10 protein-coding genes are annotated in these 14,687 nt (G+C 47.6%); 7 read left to right on the top strand and 3 right to left on the bottom strand.

The features are described 5' to 3' along the window. Positions 1 to 27: 27 nt before the first annotated feature. Positions 28 to 1,251 (bottom strand): ROK family transcriptional regulator, encoded by a 1,224-nt coding sequence (locus DTO96_RS11085; protein WP_114563555.1) that lies wholly within the window; start codon positions 1,249 to 1,251, stop codon positions 28 to 30. 501 nt (positions 1,252 to 1,752) lie between these two features. On the opposite strand from DTO96_RS11085, the gene mglB reads away from it, so the two are divergent. The 7 genes from mglB to DTO96_RS11050 all read left to right on the top strand — a co-directional run bounded on the left by mglB (position 1,753) and on the right by DTO96_RS11050 (position 11,721). Next, complete coding sequence (mglB, locus tag DTO96_RS11080) at positions 1,753 to 2,829, top strand: galactose/glucose ABC transporter substrate-binding protein MglB (RefSeq protein ID WP_114563554.1); 1,077 nt, start codon at positions 1,753 to 1,755, stop codon at positions 2,827 to 2,829. Positions 2,830 to 3,002: 173 nt separating this feature from the next. Beyond that, positions 3,003 to 4,532, top strand: coding sequence for a galactose/methyl galactoside ABC transporter ATP-binding protein MglA (mglA, locus tag DTO96_RS11075; protein WP_114563553.1), 1,530 nt, complete (start codon positions 3,003 to 3,005; stop codon positions 4,530 to 4,532). A gap of 18 nt (positions 4,533 to 4,550) precedes the next feature. Continuing rightward, complete coding sequence (gene mglC / locus DTO96_RS11070; RefSeq protein ID WP_114563552.1) at positions 4,551 to 5,582, top strand: galactose/methyl galactoside ABC transporter permease MglC; 1,032 nt, start codon at positions 4,551 to 4,553, stop codon at positions 5,580 to 5,582. Between the two features lie 199 nt (positions 5,583 to 5,781). Then, on the top strand, positions 5,782 to 6,966 hold the full coding sequence (locus tag DTO96_RS11065; RefSeq protein ID WP_114563551.1) for a galactokinase: 1,185 nt from the start codon (positions 5,782 to 5,784) through the stop codon (positions 6,964 to 6,966). Further along, entirely contained in the window at positions 6,963 to 8,468 is a 1,506-nt protein-coding gene (locus tag DTO96_RS11060; RefSeq protein ID WP_114563550.1) for a UDP-glucose--hexose-1-phosphate uridylyltransferase, read from the top strand. Before DTO96_RS11065 ends, DTO96_RS11060 begins: the two co-directional genes overlap by 4 nt. Before the next feature lie 140 nt (positions 8,469 to 8,608). Further along, positions 8,609 to 9,670 (top strand): aldose epimerase family protein, encoded by a 1,062-nt coding sequence (locus tag DTO96_RS11055; RefSeq protein ID WP_114563549.1) that lies wholly within the window; start codon positions 8,609 to 8,611, stop codon positions 9,668 to 9,670. An 89-nt stretch (positions 9,671 to 9,759) separates the two neighbouring features. Next, positions 9,760 to 11,721, top strand: a complete 1,962-nt coding sequence (locus DTO96_RS11050; RefSeq protein WP_114563548.1) for a beta-galactosidase — start codon at positions 9,760 to 9,762, stop codon at positions 11,719 to 11,721. Positions 11,722 to 11,920: 199 nt separating this feature from the next. On the opposite strand, the gene DTO96_RS11045 is transcribed toward DTO96_RS11050, so the two are convergent. After that, positions 11,921 to 12,610 (bottom strand): RnfABCDGE type electron transport complex subunit B, encoded by a 690-nt coding sequence (locus DTO96_RS11045; RefSeq protein ID WP_225972499.1) that lies wholly within the window; start codon positions 12,608 to 12,610, stop codon positions 11,921 to 11,923. 221 nt (positions 12,611 to 12,831) lie between these two features. After that, the gene (locus DTO96_RS11040) at positions 12,832 to 14,595 is read right to left on the bottom strand and encodes a polyhydroxyalkanoate depolymerase (protein ID WP_114563547.1); all 1,764 of its coding nucleotides are present in this window, start codon (positions 14,593 to 14,595) and stop codon (positions 12,832 to 12,834) included. Positions 14,596 to 14,687: the final 92 nt, after the last annotated feature.

Here is a 14,687-nt window from a genome sequence, read left to right as displayed (position 1 = left end):
CGGCTGTTCTGATGAGTGGCCGCTTTTTTATTTTCGCAAGAGCCCTTGGTGGCTGAAATGCACAGGGATGCCGTTGGGTTCGAGGTGCTTGATCAAGATGGCGGCGGCTGCCCCCAATGAGGAGGCCAATAGACCAAACTCACACAAACGGATATTGGGCAGAATCAAATTGCCTTTGCTGTGTGCTTGAAAACTGGCAATGGCTGGTTTCATCAATGCGTCTTCAAATTGGCTCATGGGGCCGCCAATGACAATGCTTTCTGGGTTTAAATAGTTGGCCACATTGCGCAGCACAATGCCCAGATAGTAACCGACCTCATCCAACCCCGCTTTCACCGCGACATCGCCTTGTGCCAATCGACGTTGCATGTGTTCAACAGACAGCAATGCACTGTCTGAGGTGAGTGCGCGGCTCAGGGCGCGCTGCGACACCAAGGTTTCGACACAACCATACTGACCACAGGCACAAGGCAATCCGTTGATCGGTTGCAGCACCGAGTGCCCAATTTCACCCGCCCATCCATTGGTGCCTCGGTATAAACCATTTTCACTGGTGATGCCTGCACCGACCCCGACCCCCACCGTAATGTGCACCAAAGGGTTGCGATTGAATTGGCTGCGTCCAAACACAAATTCAGATAAAGCAGCGGCGTTGGCATCATTGACAATCGTGATTGGGAACAGCGGCAACTGTTGCATCGTGAAGCGTGCGCGCATCAATTCAATCAGATTGAAATTTTGCCAACCCAAGTTGGGCAAAACCGCCACATGCTCATTGGGCATATTGACCATGCCTGGCACAGAGATTCCCAGCCCCAAAACGTGATGGTTCATGCTGTGCATCATGTGCCAAACATGGGTCAAGAGATCGGCCAATTGATCCAACGATGACTCAAGTTGATTGTGCTGATAGGGCAAATTAGAATGGAAGCGCACTTCACCTGTGATGGAGCAGGCAATCACCGTGATGAAGTCCACACCGATTTCAGCACCCAACAGCGTCAATGTGCGGTTGTCTAAAGTCAAGCCTGTTGGGCGCCGCCCAGCGCCTTCGAGCAAAGTGGGTGCATCTTCCTCTTGCAACCAGTGCTCATCGATCAGTTCTTGTACGATTTTACCGATGGTGGACTTGGTCAATCCCGTGTGCTTGGCAATGTCTGCCCGTGATAAGCTGGGTTGCTTTTTAATGAGATTTATGACTGCTAAACGGTTGATTTGTTTAAGATCGCTGTGGCTGCTGGTGAAGGTCATGATGTTTTTTTAAATGCTTTTTTAATGGAAATAATAAAGTGTTATATCGAAAATATCATCGGAATTGTGTGTTGATTGTAAGCGAACAACACCATTTGATAAAATAATTATGCGGCTTTAAAAAAAATCTATACAAACTTATTTTTTTAGATATAATAGCTCGAATTAGTATTTTAAAAATACTAATTAGCTTGGATTTTATCAGAGGCATGCATTTTTTCGAGAATACTGCCAGACAATCGAAGCGGTGGGATTTATTGACAGCGTTTGAGGCAAATGAGTCAGGGCTTGTTGTGCATTTTTCATGTGAAAGCGCCTTTTGCTTTTTATGTTGAAGAAACAATAAATTATTGGCTTTTTTGAAAAACTTAGGTTTACAATGGCTGAAGTTGTTGGTGTTGTTTTAGCTGCGCTGGCAATCTAAAGTTATAAAAAATCATCACTTTTAACAACGTTCATCTAAGAATGAACAAAAAACCACGTAAAAAACTGGAGACGAGCATGAAAAAAATCTTAACAATGGGTTTGGCTGTAGCAAGTGCAATGACAATTATGGCATGCGGCAAAGCACCTGAACAAAAACCAGCAGCACCTGCGGCAGGCGCAGCACCTGCAGCCGCAGCACCCGCAGCGGGCCTGCCTTTGGTCGGTGTGACTGTTTATAAATACGATGACAACTTCATGTCTTTTGTTCGCCGTGCGATTGAAGGCGCAGCAGGTGGCAAAGCTGAATTGTCTATGCAGGATTCTCAAAATGACCAAGGCAAACAAAATGGCCAAATCGATGCTTTGATCGCTAAAGGCGCAAAAGTATTGGCGATTAACTTGGTGGATCCACAAGCAGCATCAACCATTGTCAGCAAAGCTGCAGCAGCAAAAATCCCAGTTGTGTTCTTCAACAAAGAACCCATGGCAGACGTATTGAAAGCTTGTGAAAAATGCTGGTATGTGGGCACATCGTCACCAGAAGCGGGCGTCATGCAAGGTAAATTGATTGCTGATTCTTGGAAAGCACATCCAGAATGGGACAAAAACAAAGACGGTAAAATCCAATTTGTCTTGTTGAAAGGCGAACCTGGTCACCCCGATGCAGAAGCACGTACAAAATTTGCGATTGAAGAGTTGAACAAAGATGGCGTTCAAACCGAACAACTCGAATTGCAAACAGGCATGTGGGACACCGCTAAAGCGAACAATTTGATGGATGCTTGGTTGGCTAAACATGGCGACAAAATTGAATACGTGATTGCCAATAATGACGGCATGGCTTTGGGTGCAATCAATGCATTGCAAGGCAAAGGCTACTTCAAAGATCCTAAAAAATTCATGCCAGTGGTCGGCGTGGACGCGATTCCTGATGCTTTGGCGAAAATCAAAGAAGGCGTGATGGTCGGTTCGGTATTGAATGATGCGAAAAACCAAGGTTTGGCAACATTGCAATTGGCTGTGAACGCAGCAAACGGCAAAGACCCAGTGGATGGCACGACTTGGAAGCTTGATGATAAAAAAGCGGTTCGCGTACCTTATGTCAACATCAATAAAGACAACTTGAAAGTTGCTGAAGACGCATACAAGTAATACGTGCTAAATCAAGAGGGTGCGAGCGTTTTGCCGCATCCTCTTTTTTTTAAGTATTGCTTCAGTATTACAATGTGCAGCCGATTTGGGGTGTGCATTGTGGTTGTCATTAATCTGCGCACCCCATTTTGATGCAAAATATGGGGCATGTGCGCAGGTGATAGGAGGGTATGATGAGCCAAGCCATAAGCCAGCACTCTGGCAATAAAAAAGCGCATTTGCTCGAAATGCGTAACATTTCAAAATCATTTCCTGGTGTTAAAGCCTTAGACAAAGTCAGTCTCACTGTTCGTGCCGGCACTGTGCATGCACTGATGGGCGAGAATGGCGCTGGGAAATCCACCTTGATGAAAAGCCTGTTTGGGATGTACAACCCCGACGAAGGCGAAATTTTCCTTGAAGGCCAGCCAATCAAATTCACCACTGCCAAACAAGCACTCGAACAGGGTGTGGCCATGGTGCATCAAGAGCTGAATCAAGTTCGACAAGCGAGTATTTTGGATAATATTTGGTTGGGACGGTTTCCAAAAAAAGGCTTATTCACAGATGAAGTGAAGGCGTATAACGACACAAAGAAAATTTTTGAGTCACTTGACATCAACATCGATCCGCGCACCAAAGTTGAAAAATTATCGGTGTCTGAAATGCAGATGGTCGAGATTGCCAAGGCGGTGTCGTACAATTCTAAAGTCCTTGTGATGGATGAGCCAACGTCCTCTTTGACTGAAAAAGAAGTGAATCACCTGTTTAAAATCATCGACACGCTCAAAGCGCGTGGTGTGGGCGTGATCTACATTTCTCATAAAATGGAAGAGATTCTAAAAATCTCCGACGATGTGACCGTCATGCGCGATGGGCAGTGGGTGGCGACAGAGCCAGCCAAAGATTTAACCATGGATCGCATCATCAATTTGATGGTGGGACGCGACTTGACCGATCGTTATCCGCCAAAAAACAATGAAATTGGCGAGTCCATCATGGAAGTCAAAGGCTTGACGGCAACACATCAGCCATCGATTCAAGATGTCTCGTTCAATTTGCACAAAGGTGAAATTTTAGGCATCGCCGGTTTGGTCGGGTCAAAGCGCACAGAAATCGTTGAAACCTTGTTTGGTTTACGCCCTTATGCGTCAGGTGAAATTAAGGTGCATGGTCGGGTTGTGGGCAACCGCAGTTCACGCGAGGCCATCAGTCATGGCTTTGCCTTGGTGACAGAGGAGCGTCGTCAAACGGGTATTTTTAGCATTTTGGACATCAACTTCAATGCAACCATTGCCAATATTGGTGCTTATCGCGCAGGTTTTGGCTTGTTGAATGATGCGCAGCGTACAAAAGACACGAAATGGGTGATTGACTCGATGCGCGTTAAAACACCCACCCAAAAAACATCGATTGGTTCGTTGTCAGGTGGCAATCAGCAAAAGGTGATTTTGGGTCGTTGGTTGCTGACCAAGCCTGAGGTCTTGATGTTGGACGAGCCAACGCGTGGGATTGATGTGGGTGCAAAATATGAGATTTATCAATTGATGAACGATTTGGCCAGCACGGGCAAAGGCATCATCATGATTTCATCTGAAATGCCTGAGTTGATTGGCACGACAGACCGTATTTTGGTGATGAGCAATGGCCGCGTGGCGGGCATTGTTGAAACAGCAAAAACCAACCAAGAAGAAATCATGGCGTTGTCAGCCAAGTACTTATAAGAAGATTAGGAGAGCGAAATGAGTAAAGATTTAACACGAAAAAGTACGGGGCAGTTGTTGATGGACAATGCCATCATCATTGTTTTATTGTTTTTATTGATTGGTTTTGTGATCAAGGATCCTGCGTTTTTGTCGTTGACCAATGTCAGTAATATTTTGTCGCAGGCATCGACCAACATCATCATCGCGCTGGGTGTGGCGGGTTTGATTGTGACCCAAGGCACTGATTTATCTGCGGGTCGTCAAGTCGGTTTGGCTGCTGTGATTTCAGCATCGTTGCTGCAATCACCTGAGAATGTCAGCCGTATGTATCAAGCTTTGCCGCCTGTTTTGTCGAGCCAGTTCATCATTGTGGCTTTGATCATTGCGTGTATCGCATGTGGTTTCTTGGGCTTTTTGAATGGCGTGGTGATCGCACACTTGAAAGTGACGCCATTCATTACGACCTTGGGATCGATGATCATCATTTATGGTTTGTCGTCAACTTATGTTGACCGTGAGCCGAATGGTGCGCAGCCCATTGGTGGTTTTACCGCCAACTTCACTGAGTTTGCTCAGGGTGGCTTTGATATTGGCAGTTTCCGCTTGCCTTACCTTGTGATTTACGCTGCCATCACCACGGTTTTCATGTGGGTGTTGTGGAACAAAACACGTTTTGGTAAAAACATGTTTGCGGTCGGTGGCAATCCAGAAGCAGCGGTTGTGTCTGGTGTGAACATCAAAAAAACCTTGATCAGCGTGTACACATTGGCGGGTGTGTTGTATGGTTTGGCTGGGACGTTGGAAGCGGCTCGTATTGGCACGGCAACCAACAACACGGGCAACATGTATGAGTTGGACGCGATTGCGGCCTGTGTGGTGGGCGGCGTGTCGTTCACGGGCGGTATTGGTAAAATTGGTGGTGTGATCATTGGCGTGTTGATGTTCCAAATCATCAGCTACGGCTTGAACTTCTCCAGCGTCAGCCCATACTGGCAATACATCATCAAGGGGTTGATCATCATCGCTGCGGTTGCGATTGATACACGCAAATACTTGAAGAAAAACTAAAGCTTCTTGGCTAAAATGAGGCGTTGATGCACATGGCATCAGCGCCTTTATTTTTATGTGAAATGATGTCGGGTGAAACCCATACATAGTTCATTGTGTCCTGCTTGGTGTCGCATCTCTTGAATGGGGGTGGTTGCCGATCAAGTCCCAATGGTGCTTCGGGTGTTTTAATGTTTTGATTATAAAAAATGGGGTTACAGTGAGTTCAGAGCAATTTTTAAAAGCATTAAACGATGATTTTTTGACACAATTTAAATCACCTGCGACCGATGTGTTTTTTGCGCCAGGTCGGGTTAATTTGATTGGCGAGCACATCGATTACAATGGTGGCCATGTCTTTCCTTGTGCTTTGGATGTCGGCACGTATGCCCTGATGCGTCGTCGTGATGATCGATTGTTGCGTTTGTTTTCGAATAATTTTGCGGACAAAGGCATTGTGGAGTTGTCTCTCGATGCGATGGCTTATGATGCGGTCAACGATTGGGCGAACTACCCTGCGGGGGTGTTTAAAATCATGCAGGACAAAGGTGCGAGCATGGGGCATGGTGCAGACATTTTGTTTTTTGGCAACATTCCAAATGGTGCCGGCCTGTCTTCATCGGCTTCGATTGAGTTGGCCACGGCGGTGTTGGTCAATCATGTGTTTGCATTGAACTGGCCTCAAATTGAATTGGTTAAAGTTGGCCAACAGGCAGAAAATCAATTCAATGGCATGAATTGCGGCATCATGGATCAATTTGCCAGTGGCATGGGTTGTGCCGCACACGCGATGCTGCTCAACACGAACAGTTTGGCTTATCAACATGTGCCTCTGGATTTGGGCGATGACCATGTGTTGTTGATTGCGAACACGAATAAACGCCGAGAGCTCAGTGATTCGAAATACAACGAACGTCGTGCAGAGTGTGAGGCGGCCTTGTTGGCTTTGAAAAGTGCTTTACCCATCAGTGCGTTGTGCGAATTGAGCTTGGCGCAGTTTCACGCACATGCCCACCTGATTGAAAATGCCACTCAGCGTCAGCGTGCATGGCATGCGGTGAGCGAAAACCAGCGCACGTTGGAGGCGGTGAATGTTTTGCAGCAAGGTGATTTAAAGGCTTTTGGTGATTTGATGAATGCGTCGCATGTGTCTTTACGTGACGATTATGCGGTGACGGGGGAGCACTTGGATGCTTTGGTCGATGCCGCATGGCGGCACGGTGCGGTGGGTGCACGCATGACGGGTGCAGGTTTTGGGGGCTGTACGGTGATGCTCGTGTCCGCGGATCAAGTGGATGCGTTTAAAGCCAAAGTCAGCGCAGATTACACTGCAGCAACAGGCTTTGTGGCCACATTTTATGATGTGCGCATCGGTGATGGTGCACGTTATTTGGGGGCAGCATGAGGGTGTGTACTGCGATTGCTCGCCTTGTCGAGTATGGCATTGAGCAGCAACTGTGTTTGCCCAGCGATGCGATGTATGTACGCCATCGTTTGATGGCGTTGTTGAAACAAGACTCATGGTTTGAGCCAAATGCGGGGTTGGTTGCACCTGCATTTGGTGGCGTGCAAGGGCTGCTGGATGAATTGTTGGCTTGTGCGTTGGAGCGCAATCTGTTGCCGAACGATGGCATCACGCAAAAGGATTTGTTTGATACGGCCTTGATGGATTGTTTATTGCCGCCACCATCGGTGGCGCAGCGTGCTTTTGCAGATGATTTTGCTCAGTCACCTGTGCAAGCCACAGATGCGTATTACCACCAATCACGCGCCAGCAATTATGTGCGTGTGGCACGGATTGCGAAAAATTTAACATGGGTGTATGACAGTCCTTTTGGTGTTTTGGATGTCACAGTGAATCTGTCTAAGCCCGAGAAAGACCCTAAGGCCATCATTGCGGAGGGTGCAAGTAAAAGTGAAGCATATCCACTGTGTTTGCTGTGTCGAGAAAATGAGGGGTATGCGGGGCGAGTCAATCATCCTGCGCGGCAGAACCTGCGCTTGATGCCTTTGAATTTGTGCGATGAGCCTTGGTTTTTGCAGTATTCACCTTATGAATACTATACGGAACATTGCATCGTCTTGAAAGCGACACATGAGCCGATGTCGATTTCAAAACAAACGTTTGCCCGTTTGCTGTCGTTTGTTGAGCAGTTTCCACATTATTTTGTGGGTTCAAATGCCGATTTGCCGATTGTCGGTGGTTCTATTTTGAGTCACGATCATTTTCAGGGTGGGCGTTATGAATTTGCGATGGCGAATGCGCAGCCTTTGCACTCACAAGTGTCCAGTCAGCAACCCGACGTGACCATGCACCTTTTGCATTGGCCCATGTCGGTGGTGCGTTTGGTTGGTGAGCATGCGGCAAGTGTGCTGTCGGTTGCCGATGATGTGCTGCGTCGTTGGCGCGCGTATAGCGATGCTTCGGTGGAGGTGTTGGCTTTTTCGGGCGAAGAGCACACGCCGCATAACACCATCACGCCGATAGCTCGCCAGCGCAATGGTCTGTTTGAATTGGATTTGGTGTTGCGCAATAACCGCACATCGGCTGAACACCCGCTTGGGATTTTTCATCCGCATGAAGAGTTGCATCACATTAAAAAAGAAAACATTGGTTTGATTGAGGTGATGGGGTTGGCGGTATTGCCTGATCGTTTGGCTGCATCGATGGCAATCATGCAGCGTTGCCTTGAGGGGCAAGCACAGTTCAATGATTATCCAGAATTGAGCGCACATGCCGCATGGTTTGCAGCTGTGGCGAAAGAATACGATGGCCACAGCGATGCTCAAACATTTGTGCGTGCTCAAGTGGGGCGCGTGTTTGAGCAGGTACTGGTTCACGCGGGCGTGTTTAAACAAACGGATGCAGGCATTACAGCATTTAAACAGTTTCTAAGTGATTTTTAAGGGCTGTTTTAAACAGAGATACGAAGCAAATGCATTAAATACAGAAATGAAAAAATGCATTTGTGCATTTAAAAACAACGTTTAATTGAGTAACGTTGAAGTGACGTTTATTTTGGTCACGTTTTACTAACAAGGTCGATATGGGTATTGTTCAGACACAGATTCAGCTCGGTGATCGGGGTGTACAGCATTTTACTTTAACCAATCGCCGTGGCATGGTGGTTGAGTTGATGAATTGGGGCGCAACCTTGGTTGATGTGTGCACTGCAGACCGTGATGGGGTGGTTGAAAGTGTCACGCTGGCGCATGAGGACATGGGGACTTATTTGGAGAATGGCCCTTATTTTGGTTGCATCGTGGGGCGTGTTGCGGGGCGGATTGCCCATGGGCGGTTTCATTTGGATGGCACAGATTATCAATTACCGAACAATCAAGGTGAGCACCATCTGCATGGTGGTGCGGCTGCGATGAGTCACCAAGTGTGGCAAGTGGGTGACGTGAGTGAATCGGAATTGGGTTTGAGCGTGGCCTTTCATTACCGCAGCGAGGCGGATGAAAATGCTTACCCTGGCATATTGGATGTCACAGTCATTTACACTTTAAATGACGACAATCAACTCAGTGTGGATTATCAAGCGAATACCGATGCACCGACACTCTGCAATTTGACCCACCACGCCTATTTTAATTTATCGGGTCGCACACGGCGCACGGTGCACGACCATGTGTTGCAAGTGCAGGCGGCCACCGTGTGTGAAATGGATGCTGATTTGTTGGTCACGGGGGGCGAGTGGTCGGTGGCGAACAGTGACTTTGAGTTTCGTACTTTGCGTCCTTTGGATGCCACATTGTGCAGCGCCGATGTGCGCTTGGCTTTGGCGCGTGGGATTGACCATTATTTTGTATTGGCGGATGTGATTGCAAATCAGGCTCGGGCTCAAGCTCAAGTGGTATTACAAGATGAGCTCAGTGGCCGCCGTTTACAGGTATTTACGGATCAGCCATGTGTTGTGCTGTACGCACACAATTACGCTGGGCATGAAGCTTTACGCCACGGTGTGGTGGGGCAAGCACACGATGCTTTGTGTATTGAAACACAAAAATTACCACACCGATCCGCGTCAAATGGCGACCATGCCGCGGCACTGTATCCCAATCAAACATACCGTCAGCACACACGGTTTTGCTTCGATACGGTGTGACGTGAGCTTCAGTGCAGGCTGGGCGCAGTTGGGTGTTTAATAAAAACACAAAATGGATTTTTATTTTGTGATGAATTGAAGGTGACACAATGTATTTAGGCGTGGATTATTACCCTGAGCAATGGATGCAATTGGGTGCAGCGATGGTGGATGAGGACATGGCGCGCATGCGTGATTCTGGTATGAACATCATTCGCATCGGTGAATTTGCTTGGCACATGATGGAGCCCACGGAAGGGAAATTTAATTTTTCATTCTTTGATGAGGTGATTGAAAAAGCCAAGCATCACGGCTTGAATGTCATGTTTGGCACGCCCACGGCGACCTTTCCTGCGTGGTTGGCAAAAGCGCACCCATCGATTTTGTCACACAATGCACAGGGGCAAGCCCACGCATTTGGCGGCCGACGCGAGTATTGTTTTAACTCTCCTGTGTACCGTGAATATGCCCGTCGCATTGTGAAAAAATTGGTTCAACATTACGCCGATGAGCCCGCCATCATTGCGTGGCAGATTGACAATGAATTTGGTCATGAGGGTTCAGATCAATGCTATTGCGATCAATGTCACCATGCTTTTCAAGCATTTTTGCGCGATAAATTCAATGACAATATTCGAACCCTGAATGAGGCTTATGGCACCATTTTTTGGGGACAAACCTACAATGATTTCATTGAAATCCCCATACCCACGCCGACGATCACCACGCATAATCCTGCTTTACGTTTGGATTGGGCACGCTTTCGTTCGCACACCATTAATGAGTTCGCCAACATCCAAATCAGTGCAGTGAAAGCCTTGTGTGGTTCACATCAGCAGATCACGCATAATTTATTTGGTGGTTTTTTTAATGTGGCCTGCGATCAAAATGAATTGGTCAAGGATTTGGATTTTGTCTCATACGACAATTATCCTGTATGGGGTGGTTTGACGGCACCGATTTCACCTGCACAAATCGCCATGACGCTGGACTATATCCGTGGTTTGAAGCAAAAGAATTTTTGGATTGTTGAAGAGCTCATGGGGGCGCAAGGCCACAACCAGATCGGCTATTTACCAAGACCAAATCAAGCCAAACTGTGGGCGCACCAAGCGATGGCGCGTGGCTGTGAGCACATGTTGTTTTTTCGTTGGCGTGGTATGGATCGTGGTGCGGAGCAATTTTGTTTGGGCATTCTCGATGTCGACAACCAAGACAATCGAAAATTGGCTGAAGTGCAAACATTCATCCGTGACATCACACCACATGAAACCGCCCTGAACAGTGACATTCATGCAGAGGTGGCGGTGCTGTACGATTATGACAACATTCAATCGTGGGCGATTCAACAGCAGTCAGCGAGTTTTGATTTCACCACAGAGTTCATGCGTTTGTACACACCTTTTCATGCACACAACATCATGACCGATGTATTGAGCGTCCATAAAGACTTTTCAAATTATAAGGTTGTGGTCATGCCCGCCATGCAAATCATGGATGAATCGCTGGCGGCTCGATTGACTGATTTTGTTGCCAAAGGCGGCACGCTGATCACTGGTTTTAGAACCGCCATTAAAAACCGTGACAATAATTTACACCTATTGAAAAATGCCCCCGCGCTCATCGGTGACGTATTGGGTGTTGTTGTGCGTGAAGGTGAAGCGCTGGTGAATGAACACGTGGTGATTGTCGGAGAGGGCGGTTATTCTGGTCAAATGGGGACTGCAACGGTATGGCGCGACATGATTGAGCTGACCACAGCAGAGTCGTTGTACCGCTACGATGATGCGTTTTATCAGGACAAGACCTGCGTCTCACGCAATGCGTATGGCGAAGGCTTGGCCTATGTGATTGGTGCAGGCGTTGAGGCTTCGGTGCTGTTGCGTGTGGTGGGTCAAATTGCGGCAGAGCAAAAGTTGCCTGTTGTGCTGACATCCGATGGCATTGAATGCGTTGTTCGTGCGGGTGGGGCATGCGAGGTGTTACTCAATCATTCCCCTCAAGTACACACAGTCAATGGATTGGATTTAAAACCATTTGAAGTGGTGCATGTGACGCATTCATCGCTGTAACGATAAGGGTTAGTGAAAAGCCGTGTTGTCTACGTGTAAACAAGTGAGTTTTTGGAACAATTGGCAAAACGTTTATGGTCAAAATACAGGTGTTCCGTCATGCCATACTCGATACGATACCGCCCCAAACTGGGGTTTGTGGTCAAACCTGCAATGACGCATCGAATGATTTTTTGACTAGAAATAAAACGAATGCCCATCATTGCCGTCGCGCACGGGCTCTTGCCAACGCAGCAGCAACAATGGCCTGCTTTTTGCTGGTGTCGTCGGTCTCATGGTGATTTTGATCGTGCTGTAATTGATGTTTGGCATGCGATTTTTCAAGGCGATGAGCGTTCAATTCATTTTTTTCGCGAACCAAGCGCATGGTTCGGAACTCAAATTGTATTCTAGCGTGTTGGGCTTGTGTGGCTGACCAACCCGTGTCTTGTGCCAAAGGCATTTCGATGCAGTCCACAGGGCATGGTGGAACGCACAGGCCACAGCCCGTGCAAAGGTCTGTCAGCACGGTGTGCATGTGCTTGGACGTGCCCATGATGGCATCCACTGGACACGCTTGAATGCATTTGGTGCAGCCAATGCAATCGGCCTCGATGATTTTGGCCTCATGCCGAGGCATTTCAAAGCCATTGTCTGGATTGAGGGGTAGGATCGGGCGTGCTGTGATGCTGGACAGCAGTGCAATGCCTGCGGCACCACCAGGAGGGCACTGATTGATGTCCACATGATCAAAAACGATGGCGCGCGCATAAGGCGCACAACCTGTGTAGCCACACTGTGTGCACTGCGTTTGTGGTAACACATCGTTGATGCGGTTGGCCAGTTGCTCAAGCGTCAAGGTGGGTTCGTTGTGGTTGTCGGGCATGATGGCGGTCTTGTTTTGATTCATAGGGTCAATCGTAAAAGTAAAGTTTTACATTTGCAATGCTTTAATTCAAAGAGGGTTTTTAAGAGGCATCCGCAAACATCCAGGAAAAAATCACACGCCCTTTATAAACACCTTTTCTAAACATCGAAAGCTTGGCTGGCCTGTGAGTTTCATGATGATTTTAAAAATACAAATCCGCACGTGATGAACGTGCGGATTGTTTTTTTACCTGTAAAAAAAGTTTATTTTTTTACTTCGTTGTCTTTTTTGACATTGGCCATGCCCGCATAGTCAATTTTAACAGCCGCTTGTTTTGCGGAGGTTTCTGTTTTAATCTCAGCGGCTGTGCGTGATGGCTTCACCACATCAGCTGTTTTGATTTCAACGGTTTTTGCTTCGGCAGCGGCAGCAGCAGGTAATGCGGCTTTCACAGGTGTTGCGACTTTAATTGGCTTGGCCTTGGCTTCGGTTTTCCCCGCTGTTTGAGCCACTGCAGCTGCTTTGCTTTCAATCACTGCTTTGGGTCGTGCTGCTTTTGCAACAGGTTGTATTGCCGTTTCCTTCGTTTTAACGTCTGTTGTTGGCTTTGCCATCACCGTTTTGCTTTGGGTTGGGGTGGCCTCAACCTTAACGTCAGGTGCTGCAGCAGTGGTTTTAGCCGTCACTTGGGGCACGGATGGATGGATTGCTACCGCAGGGTTTTTTTTCTCGCTCTGCACGGCATTGGTTTTCGTTTTGGCTTCAACAGTTTTGGTTTGTACGTTGGGCACTGCTGATTTTTTTTCAAATGATGCAATAAAATCACGCACTTCTGGGTACACCAACTCACGCCAACGACGGCCAGAGAAAATACCGTAGTGACCTGCGCCGATGGCCGTGTAGTGTTTTTTATCTGTATTTGGAATGCCTGAGCATAAATCCAATGCCGCTTTGGTTTGGCCAGGACCTGAAATATCGTCTAATTCACCTTCAATTGTTAATAAACCCGTGTTTTTGATGTCTTCTGGGGCAACACGATGACCGTTCACATGCCATGTGCCACGAGGTAAGGCGTGCTCTTGGAATACGATTTGGATGGTGTCGAGGTAGAATTCAGCAGGTAAATCCAACACCGCATTGTATTCGTCATAGAATTGACGGTGTTGCTCAGTGTCCTCATCATCGCCTTTGAGCAAATTGAGATAATAGTCCCAATGTGAGCTGGCATGACGACCTGGATTCATCGCGACGAATCCTGCATGTTGCAAGAAACCTGGATAAACGTGGCGCATATAGCCAGGGTATTTCGTGGGGACTGTGTAAATCACATTGGTTTGAAACCACGACAAAGGGCGTTCAGTGGCCAAATCATTGACCTCGGTGGGGCTTTGACGCGTATCGATTGGACCGCCCATCATGGTCATGGATAAGGGCAACGGCTCGCCCGCACTGGCCATCAATGAGACTGCTGCCAAAACGGGTACTGTGGGTTGACAGACCGAAAGCAGGTGCACTTTGCCGCCCAGTTGGCGAATGAAATCTTGGATGTAATGAATGTAATCGTTGAGGCCAAATGAGCCTTCAGACAGTGGCACCATGCGCGCGTCCACCCAGTCGGTGATGAAGACATTGTGGTCTTGCAATAAGGTGCGTACTGTGTCGCGCAACAAGGTGGAATGATGACCTGATAAAGGCGCGCACACCATGACGGTTGGGCTGTTTTTGGCCACATCGGCAGGGACATCACGAACAAACTCGATTAAATTACAAAATGCGTGTTTGATGGCTGTGCGCTCGGTAATGGCTGTTTCTTTACCATTGACTTGAACAGAGTTGATGTTAAAAGCGGGTTTTTCGTATTCTTTGCCCAAACGGTGCAGGAGTTCAAAGCCTGCATACATGTGCTGACCTGCTGTGGTATAAGCCCATGGGTTCATTGGGCTTGAAGCAATTTGCGCGACATGATGTGCGGCGTTGGTCAGGGGTTTCAATAAGGCACGTTGCCATTCACGAACTTGATAGAGCATAGTTTTCCAATCGGGTCTTAATTGAATCAGGTGTATGAGAAATCTACGGATTTAGTCATTCTATTGTCATAAAAGGATGGCTTATTATGCCG

It is taken from the genome of Ephemeroptericola cinctiostellae (genome assembly GCF_003339525.1).
Lineage (GTDB): Bacteria > Pseudomonadota > Gammaproteobacteria > Burkholderiales > Burkholderiaceae > Hydromonas > Hydromonas cinctiostellae.
The sequence above is the reverse complement of the archived record's forward strand: the minus strand, read 5'-3'. Positions and strand labels throughout refer to the sequence as shown.

What these genes read in the sequence shown, in the direction of transcription:
- DTO96_RS11085 (WP_114563555.1), bottom strand. Translation starts at nt 1,251, where the DNA reads ATGACCTTCACCAGCAGCCACAGCGATCTTAAACAAATCAACCGTTTA.
- mglB (WP_114563554.1), top strand. Translation starts at nt 1,753, where the DNA reads ATGAAAAAAATCTTAACAATGGGTTTGGCTGTAGCAAGTGCAATGACA.
- mglA (WP_114563553.1), top strand. Translation starts at nt 3,003, where the DNA reads ATGAGCCAAGCCATAAGCCAGCACTCTGGCAATAAAAAAGCGCATTTG.
- mglC (WP_114563552.1), top strand. Translation starts at nt 4,551, where the DNA reads ATGAGTAAAGATTTAACACGAAAAAGTACGGGGCAGTTGTTGATGGAC.
- DTO96_RS11060 (WP_114563550.1), top strand. Translation starts at nt 6,963, where the DNA reads ATGAGGGTGTGTACTGCGATTGCTCGCCTTGTCGAGTATGGCATTGAG.
- DTO96_RS11055 (WP_114563549.1), top strand. Translation starts at nt 8,609, where the DNA reads ATGGGTATTGTTCAGACACAGATTCAGCTCGGTGATCGGGGTGTACAG.
- DTO96_RS11050 (WP_114563548.1), top strand. Translation starts at nt 9,760, where the DNA reads ATGTATTTAGGCGTGGATTATTACCCTGAGCAATGGATGCAATTGGGT.
- DTO96_RS11045 (WP_225972499.1), bottom strand. Translation starts at nt 12,610, where the DNA reads ATGAATCAAAACAAGACCGCCATCATGCCCGACAACCACAACGAACCC.
- DTO96_RS11040 (WP_114563547.1), bottom strand. Translation starts at nt 14,595, where the DNA reads ATGCTCTATCAAGTTCGTGAATGGCAACGTGCCTTATTGAAACCCCTG.